17 protein-coding genes are annotated in these 18,078 nt (G+C 68.7%); 9 read left to right on the top strand and 8 right to left on the bottom strand.

The genetic code is table 11. The features are described from left to right. Positions 1 to 357 precede the first annotated feature (357 nt). Both motA and motB read left to right on the top strand, forming a co-directional pair. Positions 358 to 1,212 (top strand): flagellar motor stator protein MotA, encoded by an 855-nt coding sequence (gene motA / locus JR064_RS16305; protein ID WP_206230446.1) that lies wholly within the window; start codon positions 358 to 360, stop codon positions 1,210 to 1,212. A gap of 10 nt (positions 1,213 to 1,222) precedes the next feature. After that, on the top strand, positions 1,223 to 2,449 hold the full coding sequence (gene motB, locus JR064_RS16300; protein ID WP_206230445.1) for a flagellar motor protein MotB: 1,227 nt from the start codon (positions 1,223 to 1,225) through the stop codon (positions 2,447 to 2,449). A 239-nt stretch (positions 2,450 to 2,688) separates the two neighbouring features. On the opposite strand, the gene JR064_RS16295 is transcribed toward motB, so the two are convergent. Then, positions 2,689 to 3,531, bottom strand: a complete 843-nt coding sequence (locus tag JR064_RS16295) for a hypothetical protein (protein ID WP_206230444.1) — start codon at positions 3,529 to 3,531, stop codon at positions 2,689 to 2,691. Positions 3,532 to 3,819: 288 nt separating this feature from the next. Here JR064_RS16295 and JR064_RS16290 point away from each other — a divergent pair, with 288 nt between their 5' ends. Together JR064_RS16290 and JR064_RS16285 are read left to right on the top strand one after the other, a co-directional pair. Beyond that, complete coding sequence (locus JR064_RS16290; RefSeq protein WP_206230443.1) at positions 3,820 to 4,356, top strand: hypothetical protein; 537 nt, start codon at positions 3,820 to 3,822, stop codon at positions 4,354 to 4,356. 8 nt (positions 4,357 to 4,364) lie between these two features. Then, positions 4,365 to 4,649, top strand: coding sequence for a DUF4031 domain-containing protein (locus tag JR064_RS16285; RefSeq protein WP_206230442.1), 285 nt, complete (start codon positions 4,365 to 4,367; stop codon positions 4,647 to 4,649). A 622-nt stretch (positions 4,650 to 5,271) separates the two neighbouring features. On the opposite strand, the gene JR064_RS16280 is transcribed toward JR064_RS16285, so the two are convergent. Continuing rightward, entirely contained in the window at positions 5,272 to 5,817 is a 546-nt protein-coding gene (locus tag JR064_RS16280; protein ID WP_206230441.1) for a DUF6630 family protein, read from the bottom strand. 146 nt (positions 5,818 to 5,963) lie between these two features. Here JR064_RS16280 and JR064_RS16275 point away from each other — a divergent pair, with 146 nt between their 5' ends. Then, positions 5,964 to 6,206: a DUF3297 family protein gene (locus tag JR064_RS16275; RefSeq protein WP_179568840.1), complete on the top strand. Its 243-nt coding sequence runs from the start codon at positions 5,964 to 5,966 to the stop codon at positions 6,204 to 6,206. Between the two features lie 333 nt (positions 6,207 to 6,539). Here the strand turns inward: JR064_RS16275 and JR064_RS16270 are convergent, their stop codons facing one another. The 3 genes from JR064_RS16270 to JR064_RS16260 all read right to left on the bottom strand — a co-directional run bounded on the left by JR064_RS16270 (position 6,540) and on the right by JR064_RS16260 (position 10,149). After that, positions 6,540 to 7,301 (bottom strand): ABC transporter permease, encoded by a 762-nt coding sequence (locus JR064_RS16270; protein ID WP_179568842.1) that lies wholly within the window; start codon positions 7,299 to 7,301, stop codon positions 6,540 to 6,542. Further along, entirely contained in the window at positions 7,298 to 8,245 is a 948-nt protein-coding gene (locus JR064_RS16265; protein ID WP_206230440.1) for an ATP-binding cassette domain-containing protein, read from the bottom strand. The genes JR064_RS16270 and JR064_RS16265 overlap by 4 nt, the downstream gene beginning before the upstream one ends. A gap of 266 nt (positions 8,246 to 8,511) precedes the next feature. Beyond that, entirely contained in the window at positions 8,512 to 10,149 is a 1,638-nt protein-coding gene (locus JR064_RS16260) for a Na+/H+ antiporter (protein ID WP_179568846.1), read from the bottom strand. A 280-nt stretch (positions 10,150 to 10,429) separates the two neighbouring features. Between JR064_RS16260 and JR064_RS16255 the strand changes: the two genes are divergently transcribed. Further along, positions 10,430 to 11,098 (top strand): class I SAM-dependent methyltransferase, encoded by a 669-nt coding sequence (locus tag JR064_RS16255; RefSeq protein WP_179568848.1) that lies wholly within the window; start codon positions 10,430 to 10,432, stop codon positions 11,096 to 11,098. Between the two features lie 359 nt (positions 11,099 to 11,457). Beyond that, positions 11,458 to 12,003, top strand: a complete 546-nt coding sequence (locus tag JR064_RS16250) for a fasciclin domain-containing protein (RefSeq protein WP_425510307.1) — start codon at positions 11,458 to 11,460, stop codon at positions 12,001 to 12,003. A gap of 128 nt (positions 12,004 to 12,131) precedes the next feature. Here the strand turns inward: JR064_RS16250 and JR064_RS16245 are convergent, their stop codons facing one another. From JR064_RS16245 to JR064_RS16235, 3 genes are all read right to left on the bottom strand, one after another. Next, positions 12,132 to 13,574, bottom strand: coding sequence for a UdgX family uracil-DNA binding protein (locus tag JR064_RS16245; protein ID WP_206230438.1), 1,443 nt, complete (start codon positions 13,572 to 13,574; stop codon positions 12,132 to 12,134). A 494-nt stretch (positions 13,575 to 14,068) separates the two neighbouring features. Next, the gene (locus tag JR064_RS16240; RefSeq protein WP_206230437.1) at positions 14,069 to 15,313 is read right to left on the bottom strand and encodes a putative DNA modification/repair radical SAM protein; all 1,245 of its coding nucleotides are present in this window, start codon (positions 15,311 to 15,313) and stop codon (positions 14,069 to 14,071) included. Positions 15,314 to 15,421: 108 nt separating this feature from the next. Then, positions 15,422 to 16,228 carry a DODA-type extradiol aromatic ring-opening family dioxygenase gene (locus tag JR064_RS16235; protein ID WP_206230436.1) on the bottom strand — a complete coding sequence of 269 codons (807 nt, stop codon included), beginning with the start codon at positions 16,226 to 16,228 and terminating at the stop codon, positions 15,422 to 15,424. A 180-nt stretch (positions 16,229 to 16,408) separates the two neighbouring features. Here JR064_RS16235 and JR064_RS16230 point away from each other — a divergent pair, with 180 nt between their 5' ends. Both JR064_RS16230 and JR064_RS16225 read left to right on the top strand, forming a co-directional pair. After that, entirely contained in the window at positions 16,409 to 17,317 is a 909-nt protein-coding gene (locus JR064_RS16230) for a LysR family transcriptional regulator (RefSeq protein ID WP_179568860.1), read from the top strand. Between the two features lie 108 nt (positions 17,318 to 17,425). Beyond that, positions 17,426 to 17,995, top strand: coding sequence for a flavodoxin family protein (locus JR064_RS16225; protein ID WP_206230435.1), 570 nt, complete (start codon positions 17,426 to 17,428; stop codon positions 17,993 to 17,995). Positions 17,996 to 18,078 lie beyond the last annotated feature (83 nt).

Below are 18,078 nucleotides of genomic sequence, written 5' to 3'. Positions count from 1 at the left end.
CGCGCGAACGTGTGCCGCTGCCGATGCTCGGCTGTCCCCTGCGCGTGCATCGGGTCGATGCGGACAGCGCTGCGCGCCATGCCAAGGCCGAGGCAACGTGTGCTGGAACCCTCCGCGCGATGCCGCCACGCTCAGCCTGTTCGAGCACGGCTATACGCTCGAGGAAACGCGCCAAGGCATCGGCGCAGCCGGCTGAAGCCAGGCCTCCACACGCCGGCGTACGCCGCCGCAGCGACGACAAACGTGACGCCTTCAGATGCGTCTTCACGCAGGCGCGGCCGTGCCGCCGCCTTCAGAAAGCCGCCGCCGGGCCGAAATGGAGGTATCCCCGTTCACGGCTCGCAGGCTGCTTCCGCCATGCTCATCATTGTTGGCTTCCTTGTCGTCATCATCAGCGTGGTCGGCGGCTACGTGCTCTCGCACGGCAAGCTCGGCGCGCTGTGGCAGCCCTACGAACTGATGATCATCGGCGGCGCGGCGCTGGGTGCGTTCCTGGTCAGCACCCCCGGCAAGATCGTCAAGGCGACCTTCGTCGACATCGCCGGCGTGTTCAAGGGCCCGAGGTACAAGTCCGACGACTACCGGGCCACCCTGACCCTGATCTACGAACTGCTGAACAAGGCGCGGCGCGACGGCTTCATGGCGCTGGAAGATCACGTGGAGAAACCGGCCGAGAGCGCGATCTTCAGCAATTATCCGAAGGTGCTGGCCGACCACCACCTTCTCGACTTCATCACCGACTGCCTGCGCCTGATGATCGGCAGCAACATCGAGCCGCACGAACTGGAGCCGCTGCTCGAGCTGGAGCTGGAGAAGCACCACCACGAGGCGATGGCGCCGGCGCATGCGTTGAGCAAGGTCTCCGACGGCCTGCCCGGCTTCGGCATCGTCGCCGCGGTGCTGGGCATCGTCATCACCATGGGCTCGATCGGCGGCCCGATCGAGGAGATCGGCCACCACGTCGGCGCCGCGCTGGTCGGCACCTTCCTCGGCATCCTGCTGGCGTATGGCTTCGTCGCCCCGCTGGCGGCGGCGATGGAAGCGCGCGCCGAACAGGACAGCCGCATCTTCGAGTCGGTGAAGACCGCCCTGCTGGCCTGCCTGCGCGGCTACAACCCGAAGATCGCGCTGGAGTTCGCGCGCAAGACCCTGCCGAGCAACGTGCGGCCGAGCTTCTCGGACTTCGAGACGCACCTGAAGACGATCAAGTAGCGCTGCCGCCATGCCCGAAGCCAAAGCTACCGTCGTCATCCGCCGGGTCAAGAAGGTCCAGGGCGGCGGCCATCATGGCGGCGCCTGGAAGGTGGCGTTCGCCGACTTCGTGACCGCGATGATGGCGTTCTTCCTGGTGCTGTGGCTGGTCGCGGCCACCACCAAGGAACAGCGCATGGCGATCTCCGAATACTTCCGCAATCCCAGCCCGCTGGAAGGCAAGAGCCCGGCGCCGAGTCCGGGCATGGCCGGCCCCGGCGGCGCCAGCACCTCGATGATCAAGCTCGGCGGCAGCGCCGACATACAGCGCGGCAACAACAAGGATCCGTTCGGCAGCAAGAGCCTGGCGGGCGACACGGAAAGCAAGACGGCGCAACGCGAGAAGGAAAAGCAGCGGCTGGAAACGCTGATGCAGGACCTGAAGGAAGCGATCGACAAGAGCCAGGCGCTGGAGCCGTTCAAGGACCAGTTGTTGCTGGACCTGACCCCGGACGGCCTGCGCATCCAGATCGTGGACAAGGAGAACCGGCCGATGTTCGACATCGGCAGCGCGGTGCTCAAACCCTATACCCGCGACATCCTGCACGAGCTGTCCGGCTTCATCAACGAAGTGCCCAACCACATCAGCATCACCGGCCACACCGACGTCACCCAGTACAGCGGCAAGAACGGCTACAGCAACTGGGAGCTGAGCGCGGACCGCGCCAATGCGGCGCGGCGCGAACTGGTCGCCGGCGGCATGGGCGAGGACAAGGTCTCGCGCGTGGTCGGCCTGTCGTCCTCGGTGCTGTTCGACAAGCAGAATCCGGACAACCCGATCAACCGGCGCATCAGCATCGTGGTGATGACCAAGGACGCCGAGGATGCGGCGCTGGCCGGCAGCGATCACGCCGTGGCGCTGGGCCAGCGGCAGAACGATGCCGACACCAAGGTGCCGGACTTGAGCGCTGGCGGCGCTGCGTCGGCGCCGGCGCGGGCTACGAGTGCGACTGCGGTTCCGGCGACGGTGCCAACCGCGACTCCGGCAGCGAATGCGGCGGCTCCGGCGGCAGGCATCGCCAAGCCGGCGACGGTGACGATCGCGCCGCCGCGCACCACCTCACCGGAGGCCGCGGCCGACGCCGCCCGCGAAGCGATCCGCGCGGTCAACAGCGTCACCGGCAACACGCCGCGCAGCGGTGCCGCGCCGTCGCCGGCAACGGCGACGGCCGCCGCCGAGAGTCCGGCGCAACGCTGACGCGGTTTCCTCTCGGGTTGTATCCGGCCTGCGCAGGCTCCGGCCACGGCCGGAACTGTCCCGATCAAGCCAGGTCGCGACCAACTCCTGAAAGAAGCTCGCGGCCATGGCGTCGCGATTCCCGACTTCGCTCGTCGCGGCTGAAGCCGCTCCTACAAGGGCTCGCGGCCAACTTGCCGGGTGAATCGCAGGAGGGGTTTCAACCCCGACGGATAGCCAGCGACGCGCCGCAGCGCTTCTCACTGAGGCAGCGGTTGCGCCACGCCCTGTGCGATCGCCTGGCGGGTGATGCGTTCGATGTCGCGTTGCAGCGTCGCGTTGGCGACCTGCTGGCGCTTTGCCAGCACTTCCTGTTGCCGGGCCAACACCTCCTGTTGCTCGGCCAATGCCGATTGGCGCGTTTCCAGGGCCGCCATCTGCTGCGCGAAGTCCGCATGCGCGGCATCGGTACGTGCCGCGGATCGGGCAGCGGCCTGGCCGCCGCTGGCGGCAAGCCGCGCCTGCTCGCTGGCGCGCCTGGCCTCCTCCATCGCCTGGCCTGCCTGGCCCTGTGCGATGGCGCCCTGTTGCCGGCCGATCTCGCCCTGGCGCGTGCCCAACCGCCCCTGCCGCTCGCCCAGCTCGCCCTGTTGCCGCCCCAGCGCTTCGACCGGCGCGTAGGCCGCCTTCAGCTGCTGGATCGTGGCCGCGTCGCGCACCACGTAGCGCTTGCCGTCCCTGCGGATCCACCACAGCGTCTCGTCGCCATGGCGCGCGCGCCGCGCCTCGCGCAGGTCGTCGCTGCTGCCGTACATGTTGGTGCTGGATTTTTCGAACAGCACCGATGCGTTGCGGCGATCGTCGGACAGGAGGGTGATGGTGGAAGTGTTCGTCAGCCGATGCGCGCCGGCCACGGGCGCGGGCGGCACCGGCGGCACCGGTGGCACGGGCGGAACAGGCGGCATTGCGGGCGACGCCGGCTCGGCCGGTTCGGCGATGTCGGTGGCGGCGTCCTGGGCGCTCGCCTGTGTGGACGCGATGGCGCCGGCCAGAACCAGCAGTGCGGCGCCGCGGCGCCAGAGTGGGGTGTTGGAGTGCAGCATGGCGGATCTCCTTGTGGGCATGGCGGATGGGCGAAGCGATGACCTGGGCCGTAGCGACCAGCGGCCCGAGCGGCGACGCGAACGCGCGTCGCGCGTCGCCGACTTCGGTACCGGATGCACCGCTGCCCTGGCTGTAAATCCGCCGCTCGCGCAGCGGGCAGCGGTGGCGGGGCTGGATAGCTACAACTGTAGTCAAACTAGCCATGCCTACAGATGTAGTCAAGCCTGCCGAAGGTCATGCCCGGCCGCCCCGCTTACAATGGCGGTCACTCCGCGAGCGAGACGAACGTGTCCAAGCAATCCAAAGCCAAGCGCGACAAGCGCAAGAAGCAGCAACCCAAGCGCGCCTTTGCCCGACTGAGCCGCGACCAGCCCATCGCCAACCACGCCGTGCTGCAGGACGAAAGTGGCCGCGTGCTGGCCGCGATCGGCCTGCAGGGCAACGAGTGGCTGCTGTCGGTCGGCGGCCAGACCATGGGCAACGCCGACAACCCGGTGCCGATGCTGGCGATGCTCAAGCATCTGGCCAACGTGCAGGAGCAGGAAGGCAAGACCATCACCCTGGACTATTCGACCCAGTTGCAGCAGATGATCGACGACCTTGCCGCCGACGAGGGCAAGACCGCGGCCGAGTACCTGGACGCGCTGGTCGCCGAGTTCGCCGAGAGCGATGGCGATGCGGACGCCGAAGAAGACGGCGTCGCCGAGGCGGGCGACGCTGCTGCCGATGACGCGGATGCCGAGGCATCGGCGGGCAAGGCAAGCGACGCGGTGGCGACCACGGACGCCGACGCGGACGCCGACGGCAAGCACAAGCCAGCCTGATCGGCGCGATGGCGGTCTACATCGACGATGCGGTGCATCCCTGGCGCGGCCAGCGCTGGGGACATCTGCTTGCCGATACGCTGGACGAACTGCATGCGATGGCGGCGCAGCTGGGCATTCCCCGCCGCGCCTTCCAGAACAAGCTCAGCGGCGCGCACTACGACGTGCCCGCCGCCTTGCGCGACGAAGCGATCCGGCTCGGCGCGGTGCCGGTGTCGCGGCACACCGATCGCGCACTGATGAAGGCGCTGATCCGCCAGGCCCGCGCGCAGGCGCGCGGCGAAGCCGATTGAACATGCATGGCGGCATCGGAGTACGGCGCATTGCGGTGGCGTGGGCTTGCGGATGCGTTGGGATGCCGCTCCCCGCAGCGGCCGGCGCGGTAACGGCTTGCGACTCCGCGCGTCGCGACTGAAGTCGCTCCCACAGGGAGCTGCGGATGCATCGCTGTTGTGATGCCTCGGATGCTTGGCTGGTGCGCTGCAGGAAGGGATTCAGCCCCGACATTCGTCCAAGCCGGCGCAGCTCCGGACTCCGTTCGTCGCGGCTGAAGCCGCTCCTACAGGGAGTTTGCAGCAAGTTGGCTGGATGCACTGTGGGAGGGGCCTTAGTCCCGACCGCATCCAAAGTCGGAACATCCACCGCTTCACTCGTCGCGACTGAAGTCGCTCCCACAGGGAGCTGCGGATGCTCGCTGCTGCGATGCTTCGGATGCTTGGCTGGTGCGCTGCAAAAGGGGATTCAGCCCCGACACCCGACGATGCCGGTGCAGTTCCGGGCTCCGTTCGTCGCGGCTAAAGCCGCTCCTACAGGGAGCTTGCAGCAAGTTGGCGGGGTGCACTGTGGGAGGGACTTCAGTCCCGACTGCATCCAAAGCCGGAACATCCACCGCTTCGCGCGTCGCGATTGCCGCGCCTAGAACGGGTCGCTGCCCGGGCGCAGGTCGATGCCCAGGATCGCCGCCAGGCGCTGCATGTCCTCGTCGTCGCGGCTGAGCGCCATCCAGCCGGCGCGGTCGTCGCCGCCGGTGTCCCAGCACCAGATGCTGTAGCCGTACTCGCGCAGGCGGTCGTAGGCCACCGCCAGCAGCGAGGCGGTGTCGTGGGCGCCGAGGAAGTCCTCGTCGTCGACGTCGCCGCCCCAGTCGAGGCGCAGGTTCCAGCGCGCGGCCAGTTCGTTGATCGCGCCGATCAGCGCTTCGCTATCGCCGCCGTCCACGTAGAAGCCGGAGGTCCAGTCGATGGCGTCCTTCAGCGTCCACAGCCAGCCGTCGCCGTCGCTCTCCACTTCGCCCGCCGCCTCGCGGTAGGCGTTGAACTGGCGCAGCGCGGTCTCGTCGTCGCCGGGATTGATCAGCAGCAGCAGGTTCCAGATCAGCCCCTGCTGGGTATCCGGATCGTCGTCGTCCGCGTCGCCGCTGAGGTCGTCGGGATCTTCGTAGTCGGCGCTGTTGTCGGGCATGGCGGCGGATCGGGCAGTGCGGGACGCGCAGTGTGACGCGCCGGGCGCGGCGACGGAAGCGCAGCGAAACTCGGCAGCGACGCCGCAGGCGTTTATCCTTCGCCCCCGGAAGACGGCGCCACCCGCCGCCAAGCGAACCCATGACGATGAGCGATACCCCTCCCGATCACCTGGCGATCAGCCCGCAGAGCCCGTTCCACGATGCCGAGGCGCTGGCGCGCGGCGTCGGCATCCGCTTCAACGGCGTGGAGCGCGACAACGTGGAGGAGTATTCGGTCAGCGAAGGCTGGATCCGCGTGCAGGTCGGCAAGGCGCGCGACCGCCGCGGCAATCCGATGACGATGAAGATCAAGGGCGCCGTGGAGGCGTACTACCTCGAGAGCAACTGACCGCGCGGGCGCGGCGAGCGCGCGGCATCGCGCGATGGCAGCTGCCCGCGTTGGCGATCGATGCACTCATGGTGGTCCTGGTCTGATCCTGTCGTGTGCCGCAGCCCGTCTGGATACGGTCGGGCTGGCGCATCGCGTCCGCCTGCGCCGCAGGCCGGATACGTAGTCACCGACCTATTCTGTCGCGGCTGAAGCCGCTCCTACGCAGGGCGTGTCGCGTGGGGCTTCGGCCCCGGTAGCGACCAGATCCGTCCTCGCGTTGCCTTTCCACCGCACCGGATCGCGGCGGCGGCCCGCACAAGCGTCACAGCGGCAACGCGCGCCGGCGACGGCTCAGGACTTGAGCCGGTAACCGCTGCGGAAGATCGCCCAGACCACGAGCAGGCACAGCGCCAGGAACACCCCGGTCATGCTCGCGCTGACCGCGATGTGCACGTCTGCCTTGCCGAAGAACGCCCAGCGGAAGCCGCTGACCAGATACACCACCGGATTGAACCAACTGATCTTCTGCCACAGCGGCGGCAGCATGCTGATCGAGTAGAAGCTGCCGCCGAGGAAGGTCAGCGGGGTCACCACCATCAGCGGGATCACCTGCAGCTTCTCGAAGCCGTCGGCCCAGATGCCGATGATGAAACCGAACAGGCTGAAGGTCAGCGCGGTCAGCACCAGGAAGCCGAACATCCACAGCGGATGCGCGATCTCGTAGGGCACGAACGCGCGCGCGGTGAGCAGGATCAGCAGGCCCAGCAGCACCGACTTGCTCGCCGCCGCGCCGACATAGCCGATCACCACTTCCCACCACGCCACCGGCGCCGACAGCACCTCGTAGATGGTGCCGGCCCAGCGCGGCATGTAGATGCCGAACGAGGCGTTGGACACGCTCTCGTTGAGCAGCGACAGCATCACCAGCCCGGGGATGATGTAGGCGCCGTAGCGGATCCCGTCGATGTCGCCCATGCGCGAGCCGATCGCCGCGCCGAACACCACGAAGTACAGCGAGGTCGACAGCACCGGCGAGGCGATCGACTGGGTCAGCGTGCGGAAGGTACGCGCCATCTCGAAACGGTAGATCGCGGCGATCGCATGCAGGTTCATGCGCGCGCCTCCGTGCGGCCGGCGGCCGGGCGCACCAGGTTGACGAAGATCTCCTCCAGCGAGCTTTCGCTGGAATGCAGGTCCTTGATCTCCACGCCCTGCTCTTCCAGTTGCCGCAGCAGGCTGCCGATGCCGGTCTGCTCGGCCTGCACGTCGTAGGTGTAGGTCAGCACGGCGCCGTCGGCGGACAGTTCCAGCGGCTGCGCCGCCAGCGCCGCGGGCAGCGCCGGCAGCGGCGCCTGCAGGGTCAGCGCCAGCTGCTTCTTGCCGAGCTTGCGCATCAGCGTGCGCTTGTCCTCCACCAGCACCAGCTCGCCGCGGTTGATCACCCCGACCCGGTCGGCCATGTCCTCGGCTTCCTCGATGTAGTGCGTGGTCAGGATGATGGTGGTGCCCTGCTCGCGCAGGCGCCGCACCATCTGCCACATGTCGTGGCGCAGCTCCACGTCCACGCCGGCAGTGGGCTCGTCCAGGAACAGGATGCTCGGTTCGTGCGCCAGCGCCTTGGCGATCAGCACGCGCCGCTTCATGCCGCCGGACAGGGTGGAGATCTTGCTGTCGCGCTTGTCCCACAGCGACAGCTCGCGCAGCACCTGCTCCAGGTAGGCGGGATTCTTCGGCTTGCCGAACAGGCCGCGGCTGAAGCGCACCGTCGCCCACACCGTCTCGAACGCGTCGGTGGCCAGTTCCTGCGGCACCAGCCCGACCTTGGCGCGCGCGGCGCGGTAGTCGCGCACGATGTCGTGGCCGTCGGCCAGCACGGTGCCGGAACTGGGATTGACCAGGCCGCAGACCACGCTGATCAGCGTGGTCTTGCCGGCGCCGTTGGGCCCGAGCAGGGCGAAGATCTCGCCGCGCTGGATGTCCAGGTCGATGCCTTTCAGCGCCTGGAAGCCGCCTTTGTAGGTCTTGGTGAGCTGCTGGATGGAAATGATCGGCGACACACGAACTCCTTGCGCGGTGGATCGGAGCGGCCGCCGCGACGAACGTCCGACAGGGTAGAGGTCCGCGACGCTGCGATAAACCGCGATGAGCGGAAGCAGTCTCCCGCATGCGGGATAGTGGTGGAGCCGGGACTGGGGATTGGGGATTCGAAAAGCCTAGCAGCAACATCGTCACGAGCATGGCAAGCGCAGCGTCCGCCAGCCAGGCCGGCATCCGCCGCGACGCTCTCGCCTATTCCCTACTCCCTATTCCCCATTCCCAGCCCTCAATTCTTCCGCCGCGCCTCCAGCAGATCCAGGTTGCGGATCAGCCGGCGCGCGATCTCGTCGGAGATCTTGCGCTGGCGGGTCAGCTTGAACAGCTCCTGGCGTTCGGCCTGCAGGCCGGCGTGGCGCAGCTGGCGCAGCACGTCGTCCAGCCGCCGCGCCTCTTCCGGGTCGCTCTCCATCGCCTCGCCATGGTCGAGGTGGCGCTGGTACAGCGCGCTGACCCGGATCGCCGCCTCGTTGTAGAGATCGGCATGTTCGCTGTCGTGGACCAGCCGCTGGCGCAGTTTCTCCACCGCCGCCAGCGCCGCGCGCGAGGATTCGCGCCGGGCCAGGTCCTCCTCCAGGCGGTCGCTGGGTTCCTCCGGCAGTTCCAGGCCGCGCAGCAGCCGCGGCAGCGCCACGCTGGCGACCAGCAACGAGGTGACGATCACCGCGCTGGCCAGGAAGATCACCAGGTCGCGCGCCGGGAACGCGGCGCCGGTGGGCAGCAGCAGCGGCAGGGTCAGCACGCCGGCCAGGGTGATCGCACCGCGCACGCCGGCCAGCGAAGCCGCCACGACGATCCGCCACGGCGGGCTGAGATGCGCCTCGCCGCGGCGCCGCGCCTTGAGCAGGTTCCAGCGCAGCGACAGCCACACCCACACGAAGCGCAGCAACAGCAGGCCGACATAGATCGCCAGCGCATAGCCCAGCAGCCACCACGGATTGAGGTGCCCGGCCTCGTCGATGTTGTGCACCGCGCCCTGCACGATCCCCGGCAACTGCTCGCCGAGCAGCACGAACATGATGCCGTTGAGGGTGAACTGGACCATGTCCCACACCGCCGAGCGCTGCACGCGCATGCTGCCCGGGGCGCGGCCGCTCAGTTCCACGTAGCTCATGCTGATGCCGGCGGCGACCGCGGCGAGGATGCCGGAGGCGTTGATCGCCTCGGCCAGCAGGTAGGCGGCGAACGGCAGCAGCAGGTTGACCAGGATCGCCGCGCCGGGCTCCTCGCCGACCTGGCGCCAGATCCAGCGCTGCGCCAGGCTCGCGCCCAGGGTCACGCCGACGCCGGCGGCGACGCCGACCAGCGCCACCCACAGGAAGGTCAGCGAGGCGTCGGCCAGCGAGAACGCGCCGGTCATCGCCGCGGCCACCGCGAACTGGAAGCAGACCAGGCCCGACGCATCGTTGAGCAGCGATTCGCCCTCCAGGATGTGCATCAGCCGCTTCGGGATCGGCGCCCGCGCCGCGATCGAGGACACCGCGACCGGATCGGTCGGCGACACCACCGCGGCCAGCGCGAACGCCACCGCCAGCGGCATCGCCGGAATCATCCAGTGGATCAGGAAACCGGCGCCGACCACGGTGAACACCACCAGCCCCAGCGCCAGTTCCAGGATCGCGCCCTTGTCGCGGAACAGGCCCTGCTTGGGGATGCGCCAACCGTCCAGGAACAGCAGCGGCGGCAGGAACAGCAGGAAGAACAGCTCCGGCTCCAGCGCGTACCCCTTCTTGAACACCCCGGCGATGACCGCGCCCAGGCCGATCTGCACCAGCGGCAACGGCAGCGAGAACGGCAACACGCGGACCAAATAGCCGCTGGCCACCACCGCCAGCAACATCGCCAACACCACTTCGATCGAATGCATGCTCGTCCGGACGGCGGTGCCGCACCGCCGGCACCGCACCATGAATGGGGGAAGCGGCAAGCAAAGCGCACCGCAGGTGCGATGTCCAGTGACAGCGGCGCGCGGCATTTAGCCGGCGGCGCGTCTGCAGCGGCCCGCACACACTCCGCTGGCGCCATGCCGCGGTCGCGGTCGCGGTCGCGGCGCAAGCTGCGCTACCCGGCCGCACCGCGGCACGCGATAGTATCGATCCGCCCCATTCCCACACCGAAACCCGCGCAGCGTCGCCGTCGGAGACTCCATGCTGACCATTCAAGAGCTCAACACCTTCATCGACGACCAGGCGGTCGGCGACAGCGTCTCGCAGATCTGGACCCTGATCGGCCAGCATTTCGAGCAGGCCCAGGCGACCCTGCCCGCCGAACAGGCGATGCCGCGGCGCGAACTGTCGTTCCACGATCATGTGCGGCTATTGGGCTATCTGTGCCTGCTGCTCGAGGGCATTCCGGGCGACCTGGTGGAGATCGGGGTGTGGAAGGGCAAGTCGCTGGTACTGATGAACGAGGTCAGCAACCGCCAGCGCAGGGTGATCGGCCTGGACCCGTTCGCCTTGCCGAACCAGTTCGAGGAATTCAACCACTATCGCCAGCTGCTGCTGCCCAATGCGCAGTTCATCCGCGGCTACTCGGAGTTCTGCGCCCAGCACTTCTACAACATGAAACCCGAAGTGGCATTGCTGCATATCGACGGCGGCCACACCGGGCGCAACGTGCTGCTGGACTTCCTGCTGTATGCGCCCAGCGTGGTGAGCGGCGGGTTCGTGGTGTTCGACGACTACGGCGACCATCAGCACTCGCCGGAAGTCGGACCCGCGGTCGACCTGCTCAGGGCCACCGGCTACTTCAACGACTTCCATGTGCTGGGCTGCGCGCATGGCTTCGAGAACAGCTACGTGCTGCAGCGCCGCTGAGCCGACGGCGCTGTGTCCGTCCGCCGCCTGCCCACGCTGGCAGGCGGTGCTGCCTGCGTGAGTCCCCAACGACGCAACACCTGCGGTGCGGCATGGCGCACGAGCCCGTCGCCGCGCGCGGTCTTGCCGGCTGCAGCGTGTGCGCAGCCTCTGCGCAGGCACGCTTGCCGGAGTGCTCTTGGCGCGCGGGGGCCATACCCGCCCGCGATGCGCATTCATCATTATCTGGGTGGCGTGATGCAACCGCGCCAGCGCTGCGCCCGTAAAGCGTGTGCACGGTCGACTGGCCGCGCATCCCCTAAAGGAGCAAACCCATGAAGATCCACTTGCTGGCCCTGGCCCTCGCCGGCCTCGTCTCGATGCCCGCCATGGCCGTCACCGGCCAAGCCGCGATGCACGACCACGCCGCGATGACCGAGGCGAAGCCGAATCCGATGGTCGGCGGCGCGCCGATGTACGCGACCAAGGACATCATCGACAACGCGGTCAACTCCAAGGATCACACGACCCTGGTCGCCGCGGTCAAGGCCGCCGGCCTGGTGGACACGCTGAAGGGCGCAGGCCCGTTCACCGTGTTCGCACCGACCAACGCCGCCTTCGCCGCACTGCCGGCGGGCACCGTGGACACGCTGCTCAAGCCCGAAAACAAGGACAAGCTGACTCAGGTCCTGACCTATCACGTGGTCGCCGGCAAGCTCGATGCGGCGACGCTGCTGGCGCAGATCAAGGCCGGCGGCGGCAGCGCCAAGCTGACCACGGTGCAGGGCGAAACGCTGGTCGCCAAGACCCGCGGCGGCAAGGTCACCCTCACCGACAGCAAGGGCAATACCGCCCACGTCACCACCGCCGACGTGATGCAGAGCAATGGCGTGATCCATGTGGTGGACAAGGTTTTGATGCCGTAAGCACACCTCGGGGAGTGCATTGGCATCGCGAGGACGGCTTTGGCCGTCCTCGTTTTGCGCCGTGCATGCGAATGGCGACAGACGGCGCGGCCTGCCCACTGCAATGGCGTGCGAACGCGCACAGACGGTCAGTCGCCGGCACTGGCTGCGCGCGGCGTCTGCATCTGCTCTGCAAGAACGTGCAAGTCCTGCACGAAGCCTCGATAGGCGGCATCGACCGCATCGGTGCCGCGCTGGCGCAACACCCATGACGGATGCACGGTGGCCAGGGCACGGGTGCCGTCGGCCAGCGCCTGCCACTGCCCGCGCTGCGCCATCAGCGCAAAGCCGTTGCCGAGCACCGCGTGCGCCGCGGTCGCGCCCAGGCACAGCACGATGCGCGGCCGCACCCGCGCCAGCTCGCCGGCCAGCCAGAAGCGGCAGGCCTCGACCTGCGCGCGTTCGGGATTGCGGTGCAGACGCGCCTTGCCGCGTTGCTCGAAGCGGAAGTGCTTGACCGCGTTGGTCACGTACAGCCCGGCGCGGGCGATGCCGAGTTCGTGCAGCGCGCGATCGAACAGGCGCCCGGCCGGACCGACGAACGGCCGCCCGCTCAGGTCCTCCTCGTCGCCGGGCTGCTCGCCCACCACCATCACCGCCGCATCGTGCGGCCCCTCGCCGAACACGGTCTGCGTGGCCGGCTGCCAGAGCGGGCAACGCCGGCACTCGCGCGCCGCGGCGCGCAGCGCATCGAAGCTGCCATCGGCATCGACCACCACCGGCGGCGGCGGCGCGGGAATGCGCCGACGCACCGGCTCCGGCGCGCGCTCGGCCATCTCGCGTACGCGTTGCCCGGCATCTCGGATCAGACCCGGCAGCAACTGCGTCTCCGGCAGGTTCTTCCAGTACTTCTGCGGCATCTCCTGGCGCATCATGTCCGGGTTGAGCCTTGCCGGATTGAAGATGTTGGCGTAGTAGGTGCGCCACAACGCATCCTGCGCATCGTCGGCCGGCGCATCGGCGCGTTGCGCGCCGCCGCCGAACTGCAGCGCCGCACCATCCCAGCGTACGCTGCGGTAAGGCGTGAGGATCGCCCAGCGCATGCCGGCGAAACGGCGCGCGAAGAACGGCGCGACGCGATCGACGATGCGATGTTCCGGCTCGAACCAGGCGACGAACGCCTCGGCGTCGCCGGGCACCTCGCGGAAGCGCACGAACGCCTTCATCTTGTGGCTGTCGCGGCGCACGGCCTGCGCCCACTGCTGCGCCCGGTGCACATCGGCATCGGTGACCCGCTGCAACAGCGCCCGCTCGCCCGACGCGATCCGCCACAACAGCCGATACAGCAACGCAAGCCGCTGCGGATCGCGATGGCACAGCACCGCCCCCGCCAACGCCAGGAACTCGGCGGACACCCGCGGCGCCGCCACCGTCGCCGGCAACGTGGCCACATCGGTCCCGGCCAGCAACCCGCCCTGCGCATCCCCTTCCCAGACCAACATCTCCGGCGCCACCTGCGCACACCACGCCGCCCGCGCCGCCGCCCGCCACGCCTCCAGACTCCACGCCGGCACCACCTCAGCCTGGAACACGACCCAGCCCCCACATCCCCCCATCAACACGAAGGCGACAGATACCAGCACCACCATCACCACAGCAACAGCCGTGGTTACCGTTGCAGCAGCGGTTGCGGTTGCGGTTGCTGTTGTTGTTGCGGCTGTTGTTGCTGTTGCTGTTGCCGGTGATCTTGCTTTTAAAACTTCCCGCCTTAAAGCGAGCCGAGCACCGCAGTGGCGAGCGGCCGAAGAGGCGCCCCTGTTTGAGCGAAGCGAGTTTGGGCGCCGTGCCGCTCGCCGCGAGGAGCGCAGGGGACCGGTGCGGCTGTATCGCACCGGCTCGTGTCGGGCGGGAGCGGTTTTGGTTACTTTTGCCAAGACAAAAGTGACTCGCGCCGACCGGCGCGAAAGCTCTTGATCTTGATCTTGCTCTTGCTTCAGCTACTGCCTCTGCAGTTGCAGTTGCAGTTGCGGTCGCAGCTGCGGCCAACAGCGCAACAACCCAGCCCCCACAGCGCCACAGCACAGAGTCAATCAAACAACCCACCCTGCCGCGGCGCCGGCGCCAACTGTGCCCGCAACCTCTGCGGATCGTCCAACCGTTGGCGCGGATGATGATCCACCACACTGACGAACGGCAGCACCTTCTTCATCGGCATCCGCAACCGTGCCAGATCCCCGACCCGCAACCGCGCATGCCGCCGCGACAGCAACAACCGCTCCACATTGCGCGTGCCCAGGCCCGGCACCCGCAACAACATCTCCCGCGCCGCCGTATTCAGATCGACCGGAAACCGCTCCGGATTCCGCAATGCCCAGGCCAGCTTCGGATCCACATCCAGATCGAGCATGCCGCTGGCCGCCTCCGGCGCGATCTCCTCCACCGAGAAATCGTAGAACCGCAGCAGCCAGTCGGCCTGGTACAGGCGATGCTCGCGCTGCAACGGCGGCGCCTGCAGCGGCAGCTTCGACGAAGCATCCGGAATCGGACTGAACGCCGAGTAGTAGACCCGCCGCAGTCGATAATTGCCGTAGAGAGTGTGGCTGGTGCGCAGGATCGCGCGGTCGTCGGCAGCGTCGGCGCCGACGATCATCTGCGTGCTCTGCCCGGCCGGCGCGAACCGCGGCGGCTTGGCGCTGAGCTTGCGCTCGGCCTTGCGCGCCTCCTTGCTTTCCTCGATGCGCCAGCGCAGCTCGCCCATCGCCGCGCGGATGCCGCCGACGCTCTTTTCCGGCGCCAGCCGGGTCAGGCCCTGTTCGGTCGGCAGCTCGACATTGATGCTCAGCCGGTCGGCGTAGCGGCCGGCCGCGGCCAGCAGTTCCGGCGCCGCATCGGGAATCGTCTTGAGATGGATGTAGCCGGCGAAGCGGTGCTCCTCGCGCAGCTGCCGCGCCACTTCCACCAGCTGCTCCATCGTGTAGTCGCTGTTGCGGATGATGCCGCTGGACAGGAACAGGCCCTCGATGTAATTGCGCTTGTAGAAATCCAGGGTCAGCTTGACCACTTCGGCCGGGGCGAAGCGCGCGCGGCGCACGTTGCTGGACACGCGGTTGACGCAGTACGCGCAATCGAACACGCAGAAGTTGGTCAGCAGGATCTTCAGCAGCGACACGCAGCGGCCGTCGGGCGTGTAGGAATGGCAGATGCCCATGCCCTCGGTGCTGCCGATGCCGCCGCTGCGCAGCGAATGGCGCTTGTCCGCGCCGCTGGAGGCGCAGGAGGCGTCGTATTTGGCCGCGTCGGCGAGCACGGCGAGCTTTTCGAGGGTATTCACGCGTGGACGATGCCCGCTGGCCGTCTCAGCCTGTGAGACGGCGAGGCGTGTTTTCCTTCACCGCGATGAACCGCTCAGGCGCGCGTCGGCGCGCTGCAGCGGTCGCGCTCAGGCCGCGGCGCGCTGCACCGCGCCGTCGAACCGGTACAGGTCCATCGCCAGCAGCCCGGCATCGATGCCGGCATCGATGCGCTGCGCGCCCAGCCCCTCTTCGCCGGCGGCGCCCATCGCGAAGTAGATCGGCAGCCAATGCTCGTCGGTGGGATGCGCGCGCTCGGCGAACGGCGCCTGGCGGCGGTAGTCGAGCAGGGCCGGCAGATCCTCGCGCCGCAAGGCCTGTTCCACCCACTCGATGAACGGGCGCACGTACGGCGCATCCTTGCCCTCGGCGTAGCGGCCGAAGTCGTGCAGGTTGTGGGTGATGCTGCCCGAGCCGACCAGCAGCACGCCGTCGTCGCGCAGCGGCGCCAGCGCGCGGCCCATCGCCAGCTGGTGGGCGGGGCCCAGTTCCGGCTGGATCGACAGCGGCAGCACCGGGATGTCGGCCTGCGGGTACAGCAGCGACAACGGCACCCACACGCCATGGTCCAGGCCGCGGCGCTCGTCCACAAAGGGCTGCAGGCCGGCGCGTTCGAGCCGTTCGGCGACCTCGCGCGCCAGCGCCGGCGCGCCCGGCGCCGGATACTGCATCTCGTGCAGCGCGCGCGGGAAACCGCCGAAATCGTGGATGGTCTGCGGCTGCGCCGCCGCGCCGACCAGCGGCCGCCGCGCCAGCCAGTGTGCCGACGCCACCACGATCGCGCGCGGACGCGGCAACGCCGCCGCCAGTTCGGCCAGGCGCACGCCCACCAGACCCGGGTCCAGCGCGGTCATCGGCGAACCATGCGAGATGTACAGCGAGGGCAGACGGGACATGACAGGTTCTCCAGGGGGATCAGGCGCGGCGTCCGCCGATCGGGACGCTGCCGGGGCCGGCGGCGCCGGCACGCGTGGCCCTGGATCGCAGGGGCCATGGCGGCAGATCCACAGGGTATTCCCGTCACGAGGGGGGATAAATTACCCTGCGCCCGGATATCTATTTCGGGAACGGCAACAATGGATACGCTGGAAGCGATGCGCGTGTTCGTCACCGTGGTCGACCGCAACGGCTTCAACGCCGCCGCCGACGCGCTGGGCATGTCCACCGCCAGCGTCACCCGGCAGGTCGCCTGGCTGGAGAAGCGGCTGGGCCTGCGCCTGCTCAACCGCACCACGCGCCGGGTCAGCCCGAGCAGCGTCGGTACCGCCTACTACCAGCGCTGCCAGGTGCTGCTGGCCGAGTTCGACGACATGGAGGCGGCGGTCGGCGAGCAGGCGCTGACCCCGTCCGGCACCCTGCGCATCAACGCGCCCTTCAGCTTCAGCATCGCCCGGCTGGGACCGCGGCTGGCCGGCTACCGGGCGCGCTATCCGCAGGTCGCGCTGGACCTGTCGCTGTCCGACCGCATGGTGGACATCGTCGAGGAAGGCTACGACATGGCGATCCGCATCACCCGCCAGGTCACCCCGACCCTGATCGCACGCAAACTCGGCGAGGTGCAGGCGTATCTGTGCGCCTCGCCGGCCTACCTGGAACGCGCCGGCATGCCGCGCCTGGCCGCCGACATCGCCGGCCACGAATTCCTGACCTACAGCTACATGCCGCTCGACGAGATCGTCCTGCATGGCCCCGACGGCGAAACCCGGGTTCGCGTGCAGGGCGGGCTGCGCGCCAACAGCGGCGACGTGCTGCGCGAGGCCGCGATCTCCGGCATGGGCATCGTCCTGCAGCCGGACTTCATCGCCCAGGACGCGCTGGAGGACGGCCGCCTGGTGCGGGTGCTGCCCGACCACCGGCTCGCCCCGATCGGCGTCTACGCGGTCTATGCCAGCCGCAGCCACCTGGCGCCGAAGGTGCGCAGCTTCATCGACTACCTGGTCGAAGTCGGCATCGAACGCGAGATGCACGCCGCCGCCGCGCCCTGATCCGCGGCCACCGCTCGGACACAACATCCCGCACGTGGCGCTGATCGAAGCGGCGGCGCATGCGCACAATGCCCGCGCTTCATCCCCCTTCCTTTCAGGAGTTCGCCCATGAGCAAGATCGCCATCGTCTATTTCAGCGGCTACGGCCATACCGTCAAGCAGGCCGAGGCGGTGCACGCCGGCGCCGCCAGCGTCGGCGAGGCCACGCTGTACCGCATCGACCAGGACGGCAACCTGCCGGAAAGCGCCTGGGAAGCCATCGGCCAGGCCGATGCGATCGTCTACGGCAGCCCGACCTACATGGGCGGCCCGGCCTGGCAGTTCAAGAAGTTCGCCGACGCCAGCTCCAAGCCGTGGTTCGCGCAGGCGTGGAAGGACAAGGTCGCCGCCGGCTTCACCAACTCGGCCTCGGTCAACGGCGACAAGTTCTCCACCATCGAATACTTCTGGACCCTGTCGCAGCAGCACGGCCAGGTCTGGGTCGGCACCGGCCTGCTGCCGGCCAACACCAAGGCGCACGGCCCGGCCGACACCAACTGGACCGCCGGCTCCGGCGGCGCGCTGGCGATCTCGCCGTCGGACGCCTCGCCGGAGGAAGCGCCGCGCACCGGCGACCTGGAGACCGCCAGGCTGCTCGGCAAGCGCGTGGCCGAATACGCGGCCAAGCTGAAAGGCTGAGCCGCGCACGGCGTCGCCAGCGCCATGCGGGCGACGCCGGTTGCGCGGTTGCGCGACCGGTGTCGGCGCCGCACACGAACGGA

This window comes from Xanthomonas bonasiae (assembly GCF_017163705.1).
Classification (GTDB): domain Bacteria; phylum Pseudomonadota; class Gammaproteobacteria; order Xanthomonadales; family Xanthomonadaceae; genus Xanthomonas_A; species Xanthomonas_A bonasiae.
Note: the sequence above shows the minus strand (reverse complement) of the source record. Positions and strands in the feature narration are given on the sequence as shown.